Consider the following 17,843-nt stretch of genomic DNA (forward strand, 5'->3'; position numbering starts at 1 on the left):
GTGAGAGGGGATTTCTCCCCCCTCTGATTGGCTGTTAGTAAGCTGCGAAACTTATCGTTAACAGAACAATCAGTATGATGATGTGCTTCATCATAACCCTTTCCTTATTAAAGCCCCTTCCTCGGGAGGGGCTTTCCCGTTTCAGCCCCTTGCTGACCCAGCGATTGTTGGTGAGTGCCTCGACAGGGACAAGAGCTTTTCCCCTCGGATGTTTTATTACTGGATCGTTCACGCAAAACGGCTTCCGTTCCGAACGTTACGTACTGAAAAGGCGTGTTCAGAATAAAAAAATCCCCGGCTTTATGGGCCAGGGATGGGGTTACATAAGGTGGGAAGAAACTATTCCTCTTTTACCGTTGTGATCGCGATTTCTTCATTTGGCCCGACCGCAGGCGATGAATTTAACGGTGTTGCCATGGCTGCCAGCGAGCCGCCGGAAATCCCAATTTCATTAAGCAGCGAATCAATCAGCGGCGCCTGGGTTCGGTAGGCGAGGGCGGCAGAGAGTGCCTGCTCCGCCAGATTGCCACCGTTAACCGTACCTGTGGTCACTTCGCCTGCTGCTCCGCCGCGGTTCAGCCCATCTACCTGAATGATCTTAATACCTTCGATGGACTTCATTGGCTCAACGGATTTCTCGATAACCGCAGGCAGAGACTGCAGAAGTGCCAGTTTGAATTTGAGGCTGGTTTGTTCGTTGGAAAGCACGTTGATCGCATCGTTCAGCGCGCGCTGCGCTTCGGCTTCCGCCAGCCCTTTTTTCCGCGTTGCTTCCGCCAGTTCGACGATGGCTGCAGCCTGCAATTCTGCCGCTTCTTTCTCGGCTTTGGCGCGTACCGTCAGCTCAACCGCTTTGGTTTCCGCATCCTGAGCTGCGGCAATCAGCGCAACCTGTTTTGCACGATCGGCTTCTGCGGTCTGGCGCGTGGTTTCTACGTTTTGCTGGGCACGAACGGCTTCCGCCAGCGCGTCGTTGGCTTTTGCTTCCGCCTGTGACTGTTGCTCTGACTTCGCCGCGATGGCGATGGATTTCGTCTGGTTGGCAATCTCCGTCACCTGCTGTTGCTCGATCTCTTTAATGCGAACTTCACGCTCAGCCTCAACTTTTCTGGAACGTACTGCCTGTTCACGTTCGATTTCACTTTCCTGAATTTGCCGTTCCGCCAGGATACGTGTTTGCTCGGCTTCACGATGGCGCTCTGCTTCGAAGGCGGCGATTTTGGCATTCTGCTCGGCGGTGCGGGTTTTCACCTGCTGCTCCTGCTCAAGCGTCATAAATGCCTCTTGCTGTTCAATCTCAAGTTTACGCGCCAGGGCATCGCGGTTCTTCTCACGGACTGCGACTTCAACGTCCTGCTCGACTTCGTTACGTTCACGGCGACGGCGCTCAGTTTCCTGAGTCAGTTTGGTGAGACCTTCGGCATCAAAGGCGTTGTTCGGGTTGAAATGCACTTTTTCCGTCTGGTTGAAGTTGGTTAACGAGACGCTTTCCAGCTCCAGACCGTTCTTCGACAGATCTTCCGCAACGGTGTTTTGCACACCCTGAACGAAGTTCTCGCGAGTGTCCTGTAACTCATGCATGGTCATCTGGGAGGCCGTAGCACGCAGGGCATCAACGAATTTATCTTCAATCAGCACGCGGAGATCTTCTGGTGACAATGTACGCTGCCCCAATGTCTGTGCGGCAGTGGCAATCCCCTCAATCGACGGTTTTACGCGTACGAAAAAGGCAACAACGACATCAACGCGCATACGATCTTTAGTGATCAGGCTGTCAACCGTAGAACGGCTCACCTCAAGTTTAAGGGTGTTCATGTTAATCGGAATAATTTCGTGGAAGATAGGCATCACAATCGCGCCGCCACTCATTACCACTTTCTGCCCACCTAAACCTGTTCGTACAAACGCCTGCTCAGCCGAGGCCCGACGGTATAACCGGGCAAAAATAATCCCGATGACCAATAAGATAAAAACGGCTATCAGGGCATAACTCATCCATGAGGGAAATAGATTCAAGAGATTTTCCATAATACTTCCTTTTGTTTTTACAATTCATTCGGCCAGGGGTTCAGTTCCGCCAAATAACGGCTGGCGGACAACCGACAAATAATGAGGACCTTATCGCCTCGTTTAAACGTCTTTCCTTCTTCGGGTTCCAGAAGTAAATAATGTACCTGCCCAAACTTATCTTTAAATTTTCCTTCGCAAGGGCGTTGAGGCTCCGCACTGTGACCCGTGATAATGGCCATAGCGCCAATAAAATCATCTTCTGTGATCGCACTGGTTTCATCTCCCGGTAGCCAGCGCCCTAAAAGTTTACCGGTATAGTGTGTGCAAATACCTGAAAATATAAGGCAGAAAGGGGTCAGGACTATATTGGGAAGCGGGGTTTGCAGCAGTGTCACGCTCATGTGCTGTAAAAAAATGCCAGACAAGCCGAAGCAACCGGCGATAAGGCAAAGGACAACCAGTGCGGGAACGCGACCAAAATTAAGGTAATGGAAAAACTGGTTCAAATGGCCTGAGGCGACGCCGTCATAATCACCCAGATGTGAATCAATAACACCAGAAATAACATTCCCAAAGAACAGTGAGACAATTTCCACAATACCTATAAGCGCCACAAATGCGAGGGCGAAAAAGTAGGGCGAGTAGTATTCAGGAAAAATATCCATATATTCTCCTTGGGTTATTTTTTTAAATCAGACGCATATTTTCGTTAGTATTGAAGGTGATATTATCATAAATGGAGAAGTAACAAAAAGACAGATGGACTCCCGGAATATCGTAGGGTAATCGATGAAAACCTTATCGATTACCCCTTTGCGGTTGGCTATGCGGGGGATGTCAGAATTGGCTTAAACGCCTGTATCTGGCGAATCAACCGGAGGAATTGCCGGAGCTGGTTTCACCTCTGCTGACGCATTGCGATTTTCCAGTTCGTTCAGACGTTGCTCGAGCAGCGCTAGTTTTTCGCGTGTACGGAGCAGTACCTGTGTCTGTACGTCAAACTCCTCGCGGCTGACGAGGTCAAGGCGAGTCAGTTGCGCCTGCAGAGACTGGCGGATTTTTTTCTCAACATCTTCCCCGAACTCGCGAATCCCTTTTGGCATCGATTCGTGGACCTGACGCGCAATCTGTTCAATTTTTTTCGGGTCAATCATTTGTATGTTCCCTGTTCGGATAGGTTCTGACAATTATTGTAGTGTGATATGCCATAACGATAAACCAGATTTGTTTGAAGGTTACGCGTTGCCGAAGGTAATCAATAGCGTTATAGTTATCCCGCTTATTCTCAGGGCGGGGCGAAATTCCCCACCGGCGGTAAATCAGCGATGTCCAATAGATTTCGCGTAGCGGCAAGGCGGCAACTGAGCGAATTCCAGGAACATAGTCAACTATGTGACTGGGATGAGTGAAGGAAGCAACGCAGCAGCGGCGTGAAAGATGAAGGACAAGTTGAAAGCCCGCGAGCGCTTTCGATGCAAATCGAAAGGTCAGCAGATCCGGTGTAATTCCGGGGCCGACGGTTAAAGTCCGGATGGGAGAGAGTAACGATTCAGTTGGGCCTGGAGGCCTGCTCGCGTTATTTTTTTATACTCCTAAGACTGCCCTGATTCTGGTAACCATAACTTTATTGAGGTCTTTTACCATGAATCAGACGCTGCTTTCTTCTTTTGGCACGCCATTCGAACGTATTGAAAATGCTATAACTGCACTGCGCGAAGGTCGCGGTGTAATGGTTCTCGACGATGAAGATCGCGAGAATGAAGGCGACATGATCTTTGCCGCTGAAACCATGACCGTTGAGCAGATGGCGCTGACCATCCGTCACGGTAGCGGCATTGTTTGCCTGTGCATCACCGAAGATCGTCGTAAACAACTTGATCTGCCGATGATGGTTGAAAACAACACCAGCGCTTACGGTACCGGCTTTACCGTTACCATCGAAGCGGCTACGGGGGTTACTACCGGTGTTTCGGCTGCCGATCGTGTTACTACCGTGCGTGCTGCCATTGCCGATGGCGCTAAACCTTCTGACCTGAATCGTCCGGGCCACGTGTTCCCGCTGCGTGCGCAGCAGGGCGGTGTATTGACGCGCGGTGGTCATACCGAAGCGACGATTGATCTGGTGACCCTGGCAGGGTTCAAACCGGCCGGTGTGCTGTGTGAACTGACGAAAGATGATGGCTCCATGGCGCGCGCGCCGGAGTGTATCCAGTTCGCTCGCGAGCACAACATGGCTGTTGTCACCATCGAAGATCTGGTGGCTTATCGTCTGGAGCATGAGCGTAAAGCCAGCTAAGTGATAGCCGCACAATGAAAAAAATCCGAAGCCGGGCACCGACTTCGGATTTTTTTATTTCCCCGTGAGTACCTTACTGAAAATACCTCATTTATCCGCTTTGTTGATCTCGCTAATGGCGACAACGGCTTGCTACTTATAAAGTGGTACCCATGACGTAATGGCTCGCGCAACCTCATGTGGAGCGTGATAAGGAAGGGGTATGCTGATTTATTGGTGCGGTTTTTTTGTCGTTGTGCTCGTGATGTTCGCGCATATCATGTGCCTGCGCCGGAATTGCAGGGCATTTCGCCAGGATCGTGATGCACAACAGGAAGGCTATCAGCGCGCGTTAAAGATCATCCAGTCCATGCAAGCAAATGAGCAAGGGCAGGCGAAACCCGAAGCGGCTTCTGAAAGCGGCGTTGCTCAATAGGCGCGAGCAACGCCTGATTGTATTAACCAAATCCCATCGTTTGCAGCGCAACCAGGCTAAGGCCCATTACTGACATCCCGCAAAGCACGCCATAGCTTGGGTTGTTGTTGGGGTCTATCTCTTTAGCCAGCGGCATCAGTTCATCAACAGAGAGCGCGACCATAATGCCGGCAACCGCTGCCATGACCGCCGCCATCACCATCGGTGAGACCAGGCTTCCCAGAATCAGCCAGGCTAGAACCCCACCGAGAATCTCGGCAAAGCCGGATATCCCCGCCCAAAAAATTGCCGTTCGTTTTGAACCCGTTGCCGCATAAACCGGTCCGGCAACTGCAAGACCTTCTGGAATATTGTGCAAGGCTACCGCCAGGGCAATACCGAAACCGAGTTCAAGATCGTTACTGGCCGTCACAAAAGTGGCGATCCCCTCCGGAAAGTTATGCAGGCTGATGCCCAGCGTCAATAAGATCGCCGTACGTTGGATCTTGCGGGGGGCCGGGTGCTGCGAGCACGAACCCTGCATTAAATCCTGCGGGTGTGCATGGGGGAGCATACGGTCAAGGGCAAAGTAGCCCAACAGGCCGATGACGAACATGCCATAGCCCAGCATGGGTGACATGCCTTCGGTAGCCAGTGCGGCTGGCAGCATCTCCATAAGGGAGATAAGCAGCATAATACCGGCGGCAAATCCCAGCGAAAATGCCAGTACACGGTTTGACGGTTTCTGGCCAAGAACCCCCAGAAAGGCGCCGATAAAGGTAGCAGCGCCAGCAAGTAACGTCAGAATCAGTGGGGCTGACATGTATCACTCCTTATGATAATGATTCTCATTAATGTTAAATATTAATGGGTTCCAAAGCGAGGCCGCCGCATCACCTTTACGCAATTCTTACATTCAAAAATTCTGAATATCTTCATCATGCTTATCTGAGTTCATCACCCGATGAATAAGCGTAATGTGTGTTCATTAAATATGACACACTCAGTAAGGATATCATCATGTCTGCACCTCGCATGCCAGCACTGTTTTTGGGCCACGGCAGCCCGATGAATGTTCTGGAAGATAACGTTTATACCCGCGCCTGGGCTCAGCTTGGCGAAACACTGCCGCGTCCTAAAGCTATTGTGGTTGTCTCAGCACACTGGTTTACGCGTGGCACCGGGGTAACCGCGATGGAAGCGCCGCAGACAATCCATGACTTTGGGGGATTTCCTCAGGCATTGTACGACACCCATTACCCGGCACCGGGCTCGCCTGCGCTGGCCCAGCATCTGGTTGAACTGCTGTCGCCCGTGTCGGTCACTTTAGATAAAGAAGCCTGGGGTTTTGACCACGGCTCCTGGGGCGTGTTGATCAAAATGTATCCGAATGCCGATATCCCGATGGTGCAATTGAGTATCGACAGTACCAAACCAGCGGCATGGCATATGGAAGTAGGGCGTAAGCTGGCGGCACTGCGCGATGAAGGCATAATGCTGGTGGCGAGCGGTAACGTGGTGCATAACCTGCGTACGGCACGCTGGCATGGCGATAGCTCGCCTTATCCGTGGGCGACCGCTTTCAACGAATTTGTGAAGAATAACCTGACATGGAAAGGGCCAACCGAACAGCATCCGCTGGTCAATTATATGGAGCATGAAGGTGGTTCGCTTTCTAACCCTACACCGGACCATTTCCTGCCGCTGCTCTATGTTTTGGGGGCGTGGGATGGGGTGGAGAATATCTCGATTCCGGTAGACGGTCTGGAAATGGGCAGCCTGAGTATGCTGTCGGTGCAGGTAGGCTAAGGCTTTGTAGCCCCGGGAAGCGTATGCGCACCCAGGGCTCCTTGTCGCACGTTACTCAACAAAAATATGCGGATAGAAACGTGACAGATCCTGGGTGATCAACGCCCGGTCTTCACGAATACCAATACCCGCAGGTTGATCGTTGATAAGCCAACTGCCAATCAGCGTGTAGCTGTCGCCAAACCTGGGTAACTGACAGAACTGCTGGACGATCATCCCTTCTTCGCCGTATGGGCCTTCGACTTCTTCGATCGTTTTGCCATTTTCGATAATGGACACATTTGCCCCTTCGCGAGAGAAGATAGGCTTAATGACGTATTTTTCCATTTCCGGGTGAGCATCTTCAGCAAACCAGGCGGGTAACAAGTTCGGATGGTTGGGGAACATCTCCCACAGCATTGGCAGGAGCGCTTTGTTCGAAATAATGCTCTTCCATGCCGGTTCCAGCCAGCGAACGCCTGCATCTTCCAGCTTGGTCGAGAAGTCTTCGCGCAGCATATACTCCCAGGGGTACAGCTTAAACAGATTACTGATCACCTGATCCTGCAGATCGGTAAACTGCCCTTTTTCCCCCAGGCCAATATCTTCAATATAGAGAAACTCGCTGGCCACATCCGCTTCTGCGGCGCAGTCTTGCAGATATTGCACGGTACCTCGATCTTCAACGGTATCGCGACAGCAAGCGAAATGCAGCAGGTTAAAGCCATGCTGTTCACGTAGCTCTGCAAAACGCTCAATAAGTTTTTCCTGCAGGCTGTTGAATTGATCGCAGCCTTCCGGCAGCTTGCCGGCGGTTATCTGATCTTCCAGCCAAATCCATTGAAAAAATGCCGCTTCATACAATGAGGTTGGTGTATCGGCATTATTTTCCAGCAGCTTCGGTTCGCCGGTACCATCCCACGCCAGGTCAAGGCGTGAATAAAGCGACGGCTGCCCGGTTTTCCAGGACTGACGTACAAAGCCCCAGGTGTGCTTTGGAATGCGGAATTTCGCCAGCAGTTCATCACTGGCGATAACCTTATCCACAACCTGCAGACACATCTGATGGAGCTCGGCGGTGACCTCTTCCAGTTTCTCCACCTGGGCGAGCGTCAGTTTGTAGTAGGCATCTTCACACCAGTATGGCTCGCCATACATGGTGTGAAAGTTGAAACCATACTCGGTGGCTTTCTCGCGCCAGTCGGGACGTTCGACAATGTTGATTCTTTCCATGGTCATCAGCCGCCCATTGAACGGGTTGAGGTGCCGCTGGCGCTACGCTGCATAGAGGCGGCTTGTTTGGACACGGACTGACCAAAACCGCCACGCGTGATGGTGGAGGTCGTTGCAGGTTTTGGTGCCATCGCGGTTTTCGAAACCGTTGCGCTACGGCCAGGCTGGGCTGCACCATAGCTTTTGCCGCTGGCATCGGTGTATTGACCATAGGCCGGGCTGGCCGGGTTTTTGGAGCTGAACAACGGCTGCTGGGCATAACCCGCGCCGCCGCCCATCAGGCGACCCATCATGTAACCCGCCATCAGCGGCATCCAGAAACTGCCACCAGACTGTTGTGCCTGCGCCTGGTTTTCCGTCGCCATACCTGCCTGAGCAGGAGCTTGCTGACACTGACCTTCGCCAAACTCAGCGACGCAATCCTCGCGCGATGCATATTTCGGCGCGGTACGCGCTGCTTCTTTCAGCGCATTGTCATAGGTGGTTTTACATTCGGCGCTTTTGTCCGGGTTCGCCGAAGCACAGTCATCGGCATTTTGATACATTTTTACTGTTTCATCGTTTTGTTCGCACCCTGCCAACATAAAGACGGCAGTCACGGCCAGCGCTACGGGCGTCAGGTGACGCGCGCCCCAGCTTTTGCGAAACATCGCATGATTAATATTTTTTGTCCGTTTCATATTTGTCTTCCGAGACCCACAGGTATTAATAAAAGGTCAGGATAGTGGATGAGTGTCTGAAAATGAAGCAGGAGGCGGGTCAGCAGGGGGGATCTTTACGTTGCCTTACGTAAAAACGGGGGCTGTATGCCCCCGTACGATAATAATGGGAAAAAAGAATTAATGCGTTGTTTTGCGCACGCTGGCCGGCTGTGTCTGAGGAGCCTGTCCGTTTGCCATCTTCTCAACGCGAGCTTCTTGCTCTGGGTTTTCCGGCGCCACATTTTCTGGCGAGGTAGAGATAGGTTTACCCAGTGTATTGTTCAGCGCCAGGAGATCCTGTTCATTCAGGGTGCCGAGAGCAGATTTAATATTCAACTGGTTAATCAGATAGTTATAACGCGCACTGGAAAGTTGCTGCTTCGCGTTATACAGCGTGGTGGTTGCGTCCAGTACGTCCACAATGGTACGTGTACCCACGGAGTAACCTGCTTCCATCGCATCCAGAGAACTTTGCGCAGAAACAACGGCTTGTTTATACGCGTTGATGCTACTGATGGAGGCATTCACGTTGTTGAAGGAGGAACGAACGGTCTGTACAACGCTGCGGTGTGCGCTTTCCAGTTGCTCGCTTGCGCCAACAAAGTTGTACTGTGCCTGTTTCACCTGCGAATTCACCATCCCGCCCTGATACAGCGGCAGGGAGAAGCTCAGGCCCACTTTATTCTGACCAATTTTGCTGTCGTCATACTGGGCGCTGTTGGTACGGGAGCCGCTGTAAGAAGTATTCGATACCGCAGTAGACGCGGTCAAATCGAGCGTCGGCAGGTGACCATCTTGCGCCTGGCGAATCTGCTCACGCGCCAGATCCTGGCTCAGACGTGCCTGCAGCAACGTCAGGTTGCGGCTTTCTGCGTCCTTCAGCAGTGTGTTAACCGCCTGAGGTTTGTCTGTTTTGAAGCCATCAACGTTCAGTGATGCCAACTGCGGATAGTAATTACCGGTGACCTGACGCAGTGACTCGACGGCATTGTCGAGATTGTTACGGGCGGTCACTTCGTTAGCCAGTACGGTGTCATACTGTGAACGGGCGTTCTGTACGTCGGTAATCGCAACCAGACCCACATTAAAACGCTGGGTAGTTTGGTCTAACTGACGGTAGATAGCTTGTTTCTGCGCTTCGGTATAAGAGAGCGAGTCAATCGCGCTTAATACGTTAAAATAAGCGGTGGCAGTATTCAAAATGAGCGTTTGCTGATCGGTCTGGTACGTCACATCCTGGATGCCTGCGGATTTTTCCTGTAACGTCAACGCACGCCATTTGGACATATCAAACAAGGTTTGCGTAAGCTGCAGGGAGCCGCTGGTGGCGTTGGAGTTCACACCATTGCTGTCGCGATAGCCATTGCTGTAGGTGTAATCCGCACCCAAACCCAGCTGTGGCAGTAACGGGCTGCGCGCTTCGTTAATTTTCTCGAAAGCTGCATCACGATCGGCGGCGGATTTACGCAGATCGGGGTTGCTTAAACGCGCCTGCTGATAAACCTGCAACAGGTTTTCTGCCTGGCTCATAGCACTGAAACCTGTCAGGCTCAGGCCGATAAGAATGGGGAGCAATTTCTTCATTTGCATTCCTTGTTGTGAAGCATGAATAGCGCTGATCTAAATTCAGAAATATTCGCCGATTCTAACAGAGAGCGCCACCGCTGAAGGTTGGCGTAAAGTGCCATCCGACGTAAATTTGCCCCAATCTATCACATGGCGCTTTAAACGGCAGTCAAACAGGCTTGAAAACCACAAAATCAACATTAATTAATAACAGGATATCCGCATGAGTAAGCCAGAAACCTCTGCTGTGACTTTCACAAAAAACGATGTAGAAATTATTGCACGGGAAACGCTCTATAGCGGTTTTTTTTCGCTCGAACTCTACCGTTTTCGTCATCGTTTGTTCAATGGTGAGATGAGCGGTGAGGTACGGCGCGAAATTTTTGAACGCGGCCACGCTGCAGTCTTGCTACCCTTTGACCCAGTAAGGGATGAAGTGGTGTTAGTCGAACAGATTCGCATTGCTGCGTTTGATACCAGCGAAAGCCCATGGTTGCTGGAGATGGTGGCCGGCATGATCGAAGAGGGCGAGTCTGTTGAAGATGTCGTTCGACGTGAGGCGGTAGAGGAAGCCGGGCTGACCGTGGGGCGGGTGAAAAAGATGTTGAGCTATCTGGCAAGCCCTGGGGGCACCAGCGAGCGCTTATCCATATTGGTTGGCGAAGTGGACGCCACGCAGGCCGAAGGTATTCACGGTCTGGTGGATGAAAACGAAGATATTCGTGTTCATGTGGTGAGCCGGGAACAGGCTTACCAGTTGGTAGAAGAGGGGAAAATCGACAACGCAGCGTCTGTCATCGCCCTGCAATGGCTGCAACTGCATTATGAGAGCTTACGAAACGAGTGGAAAAAATGAAGCGTTATACACCTGACTTCCCTGAAATGATGCGCCTGTGCGAGACCAATTTCGCGCAGCTCCGCCGCCTGTTGCCGCGTAACGACGAGGCAGGCGAAACAGTGAGCTATCAGGTGGCGAATGCGCAATACCGGTTAACGATTGTCGAGTCCACCCGCTACACTACGCTTGTGGAAATCGAACAGACCCTGCCCGCAGTCAGCTACTGGAGCCTGCCATCAATGACAGTGCGCCTGTATCACGACGCGATGGTAGCCGAAGTGTGTTCGAGTCAGCAGATCTTTCGTTTTAAAGCGCGTTATGATTATCCGAATAAAAAGTTGCATCAACGCGACGAAAAGCATCAAATTAATCAGTTTCTGGCCGACTGGCTACGTTACTGTTTAGCACATGGAGCAATGGCGATTCCGGTTTGTTAGCGTAGTGAAACCTAAGGACACCATTTGGAAAGCCTGTTAAACCTTCCTCTGGCTGGTGGGGCCAGAGTCAGGATATTACAAATTACAGACACTCACCTGTTTGCCGAAAAACATGAAACGTTGTTAGGTGTGAATACCTGGGAAAGCTATCAGGCCGTACTGGATGCCATTCAGGCCCAGCAGCGTGAGTGTGATTTGATTGTCGCCACGGGCGACCTGGCGCAGGATCAGACCGCTGCGGCTTATCAGCATTTTGCTGAGGGCATCGCAAGATTTGGCGCGCCTTGTGTCTGGCTGCCAGGCAATCATGACTTTCAACCGGCGATGTATACCGCACTGCAGGAAGCAGGAATATCCTCATCCAAACGGGTAATCACTGGCGATAACTGGCAAATTCTCCTGCTTGATAGCCAGGTATTTGGCGTTCCGCACGGTGAGTTGAGTGAATTCCAGCTCGACTGGCTGGAAAAAAAACTGAGTGCCAGTCCTGAACGTCATACGCTGCTATTGTTACATCATCACCCGTTGCCTTCGGGATGTAGCTGGTTGGATCAACACAGCCTGCGCAATGCCGCAGAGCTGGATAACGTGCTGGCGCGTTTCCCACATGTTCGCTACCTGTTATGCGGGCATATTCACCAGGAGCTGGACCTCAACTGGAATGGCCGCCGCCTGTTAGCGACGCCATCGACCTGCGTGCAGTTTAAACCGCATTGTGCCAATTTCACGCTCGACACAATCGCGCCGGGCTGGCGCTGGTTGGATCTGTACCCGGACGGAAGCCTGCAAACTGAGGTCTGTCGTTTGCAATGCACGCGGTTCAACCCGGATACCGCGTCAGAAGGATACTGATGGCCACGCTCCTTTATTTGCATGGTTTTAACAGCTCGCCGCGTTCTGCGAAAGCGACGCAGTTGCGTCATTGGCTGGCTGAACATTACCCTGATATCAACGTTGTCGTTCCCCAGTTGCCCGCTTACCCGGCGCAGGCTGCGGAACTGCTGGAATCGTTGGTGATGCAACATGGCGGGCAGCCGCTGGGTATTGTCGGTTCGTCCCTTGGGGGCTACTACGCAACCTGGCTCTCTCAGTGCTTTACGCTGCCAGCGGTAGTGGTGAATCCTGCTGTTCGCCCGTTTGAATTGCTGGCAGAGTTCCTCGGTAACAACGAGAACCCCTACACCGGGGAGCAATATGTGCTAGAGTCTCGCCATATTTACGAGCTCAAAGTGATGCAGGTCGACCCGCTGGACGCGCCGGATTTAATCTGGTTGCTGCAACAGACAGGGGACGAAGTGCTGGATTACCGCCAGGCCGTGGCGTATTACGACGCATGTCGTCAGACGGTAGAAGAGGGCGGTAACCATGCATTTGTGGGCTTTGAGAATCATTTCACACAGATTGTCGATTTCCTTGGGCTCCATTGAGCCCGCCGGGAAACGAAGCGGTCACTATCTACGAACACACCATGACGCAATCCTATAACGCTGATGCCATAGAGGTACTCACCGGGCTTGAGCCGGTTCGCCGCCGTCCGGGGATGTATACCGATACCACCCGTCCCAACCATCTTGGTCAGGAAGTTATTGATAACAGCGTGGACGAAGCGCTGGCAGGCCACGCGAAGCGCGTGGATGTCATTCTGCACGCCGATCAATCTCTCGAGGTCATTGATGATGGTCGCGGTATGCCGGTGGATATTCACCCGGAAGAGGGGGTGCCTGCGGTCGAGCTGATTCTTTGCCGTCTGCACGCTGGCGGCAAGTTTTCCAACAAGAACTATCAGTTCTCCGGTGGCTTGCACGGCGTAGGGATTTCTGTGGTCAACGCCCTGTCTCGTCGCGTGGAAGTGAACGTGAAGCGTGACGGTCAGATTTACAATATCGCTTTCGAAAATGGCGAGAAGGTCAGCGACCTCAAGGTTGTCGGGACCTGCGCGAAACGCGCGACCGGTACCAGCGTCCACTTCTGGCCGGACGAGAAGTTCTTCGACAGCCCGCGTTTTTCCGTCTCCCGCCTGAGCCATCTGTTGAAAGCGAAAGCCGTGCTGTGCCCTGGCGTGGAAATCACCTTTAAAGATGAGGTGAACAACGCCGAGCAGCGCTGGTGCTATCAGGACGGTCTGAATGATTATCTTGCCGAAGCGGTAAATGGCCTGCCGACGCTGCCGGAAAAACCGTTTATTGGCAACTTTGCGGCTGAAACCGAAGCCGTGGATTGGGCACTGCTCTGGCTGCCGGAAGGCGGTGAGTTATTGACGGAAAGCTACGTCAACCTGATCCCTACCATGCAGGGCGGTACTCATGTAAACGGTTTGCGTCAAGGGTTGCTCGACGCGATGCGTGAGTTTTGCGAATACCGCAATATTCTGCCGCGCGGCGTGAAGCTCTCGGCGGAAGATATCTGGGAACGCTGTGCATATGTGTTGTCGGTGAAGATGCAGGATCCGCAGTTCGCCGGGCAGACCAAAGAGCGTCTGTCATCGCGCCAGTGTGCGGCCTTTGTTTCCGGCGTAGTGAAAGATGCCTTTAGCCTGTGGCTGAACCAGAACGTGCAGGCCGCAGAAATGCTGGCGGAAATGGCGATTTCCAGCGCCCAGCGTCGCCTGCGTGCCGCGAAGAAAGTGGTGCGTAAAAAGCTCACCAGTGGCCCGGCGCTGCCAGGCAAACTCGCTGACTGTACCGCTCAGGATCTCAACCGTACCGAGCTGTTCCTGGTGGAAGGTGATTCGGCGGGCGGTTCTGCCAAGCAGGCGCGCGATCGTGAATATCAGGCGATCATGCCGCTGAAAGGTAAGATCCTGAATACCTGGGAAGTCTCCTCTGATGAGGTGCTGGCTTCGCAGGAAGTGCATGATATCTCTGTGGCGATCGGTATCGATCCGGACAGTGACGATCTGAGCCAGTTGCGTTACGGCAAGATCTGTATTCTGGCGGATGCTGACTCGGATGGTCTGCACATTGCGACGCTGCTGTGCGCGCTGTTTGTGAAACATTTCCGCACGCTGGTGAAGAACGGCCATGTCTACGTTGCTCTACCGCCGTTGTATCGTATCGATCTGGGCAAAGAAGTTTACTATGCCCTGACCGAAGAAGAGAAAACGGGTGTGCTGGAGCAGCTTAAGCGTAAGAAAGGCAAGCCAAACGTGCAGCGCTTTAAAGGCCTGGGTGAAATGAACCCGATGCAGTTGCGCGAGACGACGCTTGATCCTAACACTCGCCGACTGGTGCAGCTCGTCATCAGTGATGACGATGATCAGCGGACGAATGCAATGATGGATATGCTGTTGGCCAAGAAACGTTCGGAAGATCGTCGCAACTGGCTGCAGGAAAAAGGTGATATGGCGGATATTGAAGTTTAAGCCACTGAGACTCTTCAGGCCTGATGGCCTGAAGAGTGCTTGCCTCAGTTAGTCCATTATCGCTTTCTGTTTCGGCGAGAGGGGCTGTGTTTCAGGGGCAATTTCCGGCCAGAGTTTTTCATATTTTACCCCAGTCAGATCTTCCACAATGCTGCGTGTTTCAGGTGTTACTGCGGCACGTGAACCATTCTTTTTCAGTCTATCTACTTCATCAACAAACACTTTGTGGGTCTGTTTATTCAAATGGAAGGTCAGAGCCTGCCATAAGGCGAGAACCAGCAAACCTGCGGTACCAATAAACAGTGTCATGGCAATGGTATGCACTGCTTGTTCTGGCTGGACCTGGCTGCCTTTTACAAAACCGCCCTCCTGCAAAATAAAACCGACAACAAAGGTCGCAATAGCGACGGTAGTTTTGCGAGAGAAGGTCATCACCGCTGCAAACAGACCTTCACGGCGCTGACGCGTAATCATCTCATCAATATCCGGAATAAACGGGAAGACATTCCACGGGGTAAATTCCAGAACACAGCGACCGACCTGGTACAAACCGGCCAGGATAATCAGCAACAGGGCTTTTTGCTCCGTCGGGAAGAGATAAATCAGCAGAATACCGCCAAGGCAAAGCATCATCGTACTGTAGGCAAAAACATAAAGTTTTGATGGGCCAAATTTGATGATAGCGAAACCGGCCACCAGCGTAACGGGCAGACCGATGATACTCATCGACAGCAGGCTTCCCGCAAACGCGGAGGAAACTTGCAGGCAATAGACGCAGAAAAAGACGAAAACGGTATTGTAAATGTCTTTGGCGGTAAACGAGAGCAGATAGATGGCCAGATGTTTACGGAAGGCTCTCACTTTCAGCGTTGACAAGTAGTCCTTAAAAAGGCCCAGAATATTGACCCGTGAAGCTGAGCGATCGCTTTCCAGTTCGGCAAGCATTTCCGGCGTTAATTCGCGCTCCCAGGTCACTTTCCACGAGATAAATACGCAAACCATAAAAGCCACGGCAAATACGATGCCGTTTATCAGATAGGCTTCCGCACTCTTTTCGCCGAGGTAGCCAATCAGCAGCCCCGGAATAAATGTGGCGAGAAAGGTTCCCGTTGCAGAAAGAAACATACGCCCGGTGGATAGTTTTGTCCTGGCGTTGAAATCTTTGGTCATTTCAGAGGGCAGCGTTTCCCACGGGATAAGCACCATGGCAGCGATAATTTCAAAGGCAAGATATACGCTGAGATAGAACCAGTAGTTCATGCCATTAAGCCAAAGAAGAGCATAAACCAGCATTAACGGTGAACCAATCAGCAGGAAAAATCGGCGACGACCAAATTTCTTACCCAGTCTATTTTTATAAAAATGGTCTGTGAATGTTCCCATGAACAAACTGATAATAGCATCGACAATTCGCGCTATAGCTACGATGGAAGCGGCTTCTAATGGCGAGAGGCCCACAAACGTTGTGTAATAAAATAATAGCCATGCGCCAATGACGGTAAAAGCACCACCACCCATAATATCGGTAAGGCCATAACCGATACTGACAGGTATGGTAATTTTTCTTTCTGAGTTCTTCATGTTTTATCTCGATTATAAAATCAGAAATTGAAATAAGAACGGGCGTTGTCAGCGCAAATCCCTTTGATCATACTGGATAAAATATCCATATCTTCTGGTACTTCGCCCCGATCCACCCAACCGCCTATAAGATTGCAAAGAATACGTCTGAAATAATCATGGCGGGTATAAGACACAAAACTACGGGAATCCGTAAGCATGCCAATAAAATTGGCAAGTAATCCCTGGTCGGCCAGAGTCATTAATTGATTGTTCATGCCGCGTTGGGTATCGTTAAACCACCATCCAGAACCGAACTGCATGGGTGATTTAATCCCTTCTTCGCCACTTTGAAAATTAGCCAATGCCGAGGCTACAATATCGTTATAACCAGCGTTTAAATTATAGAGAATGGTTTTAGGCAGACCATTATTTTCCGCCATTGCGTTAAGCAGGGCATTTAAATTCGCAGCCAGGTTCTGTTGGTCGGCAATTGAATCAAAACCACTATTAATACCAATAGCGTGATATTGCGGTATATTATTATTTCGGATAGCACCGAAATGAATCTGCATTGCCCACTCTTTTTGCTTATAGAGAGCAGCGAGTTTCACAAAGATAATGCTGTTCCATGCCTGCATCCCTTCGGCGGAAAGTGTTTGTTGCGCTATTCTGGCCGCAAAAAGCGCCTCTGCTTGTTCATCGCTGACGCGCTGATAGCTCACTTCTACCGGGCCATGATCGGAAATACGACAGCCAACCTCATGGAAGAAATCGATACGCGCGGCAATCGCAGCAATGAATGATGAAAAATGCGTAATATTGACTGAGCTTATTTCAGCGAGTTGAGTGACAAATTGGCTAAACCGGATAGGATCCGTTTCGAATAACTCATCGGGGCGAAATGTCGGTAATACGCGCGTAGCGAACCCTTTCTCATTTTTAAGAAGCTGGTGATATTTCAAATCATCCAGGGGCTTATCCGTCGTGCAAATAATTTCAACATTTGACCGCGAAATAAGTGCGCGAGGTGAAAAATCACTATTTTTTAGTTTATTGTTACATTCATTCATCACTTCACGCCAGTTGTTACGGTTTAGCGGGGTGTGAATATCAAAATAGGTGGCGAGTTCAAGATGTGTCCAGTGATATAACGGATTGCCAAAGCTGGATTCAACCGTTTTAGCCCAGGCTTCAAACTTCTCCTCAGCAGAAGCATTGCCTGTAATATATTTTTCCTGAATGCCATTGGCGCGCATGGCTCGCCATTTGTAGTGATCACCTTCAAGCCAGAGCTGGGTGATATCGCGAAAAGGTTTGTTTTCGAAAATGTCCCGGGCTTCAAGATGACAATGATAATCCAGTATCGGCTGTTTCTTCGCATAGCGCGTATATAGTATTTTTCCTGCTCTACTGTTAATCATAAAATCGTCGTTAATCAACGTCATGATCGACTTGCTCCTGAAATTTTTACCTAAGGTTTTTTTATAAATGCAATAACTGAGCTGTATTTACGGTATACCTAAAAACCGCACAGTCTACTACCATACCAGATAAGTTTTTAATTATGTGAAGGGGGTCAAATTTTGAAATAGTGTTTTAACTGTGCTTGTAGTTAGATTGTTAACGGGCGCTTAACATATTGTTCAATATATTTAA

General features: G+C 51.0%; 18 protein-coding genes and 1 riboswitch. Of the genes, 8 read left to right on the plus strand and 10 right to left on the minus strand.

What is annotated here, in order from left to right; genetic code table 11:
* Positions 1-34: 34 nt before the first annotated feature.
* The 4 genes from C5523_RS27955 to ubiK form a co-directional block, all read right to left on the minus strand.
* The gene (locus C5523_RS27955; protein ID WP_115464832.1) at positions 35-94 is read right to left on the minus strand and encodes a type I toxin-antitoxin system Ibs family toxin; all 60 of its coding nucleotides are present in this window, start codon (positions 92-94) and stop codon (positions 35-37) included.
* A 245-nt stretch (positions 95-339) separates the two neighbouring features.
* The gene (locus C5523_RS03845; RefSeq protein WP_108700621.1) at positions 340-2,028 is read right to left on the minus strand and encodes a flotillin family protein; all 1,689 of its coding nucleotides are present in this window, start codon (positions 2,026-2,028) and stop codon (positions 340-342) included.
* Positions 2,029-2,045: 17 nt separating this feature from the next.
* Positions 2,046-2,675, minus strand: a complete 630-nt coding sequence (locus C5523_RS03850; protein WP_039078105.1) for an OB-fold-containig protein — start codon at positions 2,673-2,675, stop codon at positions 2,046-2,048.
* A gap of 183 nt (positions 2,676-2,858) precedes the next feature.
* Positions 2,859-3,164 (minus strand): ubiquinone biosynthesis accessory factor UbiK, encoded by a 306-nt coding sequence (gene ubiK / locus C5523_RS03855; protein ID WP_039078104.1) that lies wholly within the window; start codon positions 3,162-3,164, stop codon positions 2,859-2,861.
* Between the two features lie 123 nt (positions 3,165-3,287).
* Positions 3,288-3,557, plus strand: a riboswitch (FMN riboswitch).
* Positions 3,558-3,652: 95 nt separating this feature from the next.
* Here ubiK and ribB point away from each other — a divergent pair.
* Together ribB and C5523_RS03865 are read left to right on the plus strand one after the other, a co-directional pair.
* Positions 3,653-4,306: a 3,4-dihydroxy-2-butanone-4-phosphate synthase gene (gene ribB / locus C5523_RS03860; RefSeq protein WP_108700622.1), complete on the plus strand. Its 654-nt coding sequence runs from the start codon at positions 3,653-3,655 to the stop codon at positions 4,304-4,306.
* A 202-nt stretch (positions 4,307-4,508) separates the two neighbouring features.
* Positions 4,509-4,721, plus strand: coding sequence for a hypothetical protein (locus C5523_RS03865; RefSeq protein ID WP_039078102.1), 213 nt, complete (start codon positions 4,509-4,511; stop codon positions 4,719-4,721).
* Between the two features lie 22 nt (positions 4,722-4,743).
* Here C5523_RS03865 and zupT read toward each other — a convergent pair whose 3' ends face one another.
* Entirely contained in the window at positions 4,744-5,523 is a 780-nt protein-coding gene (gene zupT, locus C5523_RS03870) for a zinc transporter ZupT (RefSeq protein WP_108700623.1), read from the minus strand.
* 197 nt (positions 5,524-5,720) lie between these two features.
* Here zupT and ygiD point away from each other — a divergent pair, with 197 nt between their 5' ends.
* Complete coding sequence (ygiD, locus tag C5523_RS03875) at positions 5,721-6,509, plus strand: 4,5-DOPA dioxygenase extradiol (RefSeq protein ID WP_108700624.1); 789 nt, start codon at positions 5,721-5,723, stop codon at positions 6,507-6,509.
* 51 nt (positions 6,510-6,560) lie between these two features.
* Here ygiD and C5523_RS03880 read toward each other — a convergent pair whose 3' ends face one another.
* From C5523_RS03880 to tolC, 3 genes are all read right to left on the minus strand, one after another.
* On the minus strand, positions 6,561-7,721 hold the full coding sequence (locus tag C5523_RS03880) for a glutathionylspermidine synthase family protein (RefSeq protein ID WP_039078189.1): 1,161 nt from the start codon (positions 7,719-7,721) through the stop codon (positions 6,561-6,563).
* A 5-nt stretch (positions 7,722-7,726) separates the two neighbouring features.
* A complete protein-coding gene (locus tag C5523_RS03885) occupies positions 7,727-8,401 on the minus strand; it encodes a DUF1190 family protein (protein WP_108700625.1) in 675 nt (224 codons plus the stop codon).
* Between the two features lie 159 nt (positions 8,402-8,560).
* Positions 8,561-10,006 carry an outer membrane channel protein TolC gene (tolC, locus tag C5523_RS03890; RefSeq protein ID WP_039078098.1) on the minus strand — a complete coding sequence of 482 codons (1,446 nt, stop codon included), beginning with the start codon at positions 10,004-10,006 and terminating at the stop codon, positions 8,561-8,563.
* A 205-nt stretch (positions 10,007-10,211) separates the two neighbouring features.
* Here tolC and nudF point away from each other — a divergent pair, with 205 nt between their 5' ends.
* From nudF to parE, 5 genes are read left to right on the plus strand one after another with little or no spacing between them, the layout of a single operon-like run.
* Positions 10,212-10,844 (plus strand): ADP-ribose diphosphatase, encoded by a 633-nt coding sequence (gene nudF, locus C5523_RS03895; protein ID WP_039078097.1) that lies wholly within the window; start codon positions 10,212-10,214, stop codon positions 10,842-10,844.
* Positions 10,841-11,263, plus strand: coding sequence for a DUF1249 family protein (locus C5523_RS03900; RefSeq protein WP_039078096.1), 423 nt, complete (start codon positions 10,841-10,843; stop codon positions 11,261-11,263). Before nudF ends, C5523_RS03900 begins: the two co-directional genes overlap by 4 nt.
* A 24-nt stretch (positions 11,264-11,287) precedes the next feature.
* The gene (gene cpdA, locus C5523_RS03905) at positions 11,288-12,115 is read left to right on the plus strand and encodes a 3',5'-cyclic-AMP phosphodiesterase (RefSeq protein ID WP_039078095.1); all 828 of its coding nucleotides are present in this window, start codon (positions 11,288-11,290) and stop codon (positions 12,113-12,115) included.
* Positions 12,115-12,690 (plus strand): esterase YqiA, encoded by a 576-nt coding sequence (gene yqiA, locus C5523_RS03910; RefSeq protein WP_039078094.1) that lies wholly within the window; start codon positions 12,115-12,117, stop codon positions 12,688-12,690. Before cpdA ends, yqiA begins: the two co-directional genes overlap by 1 nt.
* A 41-nt stretch (positions 12,691-12,731) precedes the next feature.
* The gene (gene parE / locus C5523_RS03915) at positions 12,732-14,624 is read left to right on the plus strand and encodes a DNA topoisomerase IV subunit B (RefSeq protein WP_039078188.1); all 1,893 of its coding nucleotides are present in this window, start codon (positions 12,732-12,734) and stop codon (positions 14,622-14,624) included.
* A gap of 48 nt (positions 14,625-14,672) precedes the next feature.
* Here parE and C5523_RS03920 read toward each other — a convergent pair whose 3' ends face one another.
* Together C5523_RS03920 and uxaC are read right to left on the minus strand one after the other, a co-directional pair.
* Positions 14,673-16,205: an MFS transporter gene (locus tag C5523_RS03920; protein ID WP_071194541.1), complete on the minus strand. Its 1,533-nt coding sequence runs from the start codon at positions 16,203-16,205 to the stop codon at positions 14,673-14,675.
* 20 nt (positions 16,206-16,225) lie between these two features.
* Positions 16,226-17,632, minus strand: a complete 1,407-nt coding sequence (gene uxaC / locus C5523_RS03925) for a glucuronate isomerase (protein ID WP_108700626.1) — start codon at positions 17,630-17,632, stop codon at positions 16,226-16,228.
* Positions 17,633-17,843: the final 211 nt, after the last annotated feature.

This window comes from Phytobacter sp. SCO41, from assembly GCF_003073275.1.
Classification (GTDB): domain Bacteria; phylum Pseudomonadota; class Gammaproteobacteria; order Enterobacterales; family Enterobacteriaceae; genus Phytobacter; species Phytobacter diazotrophicus.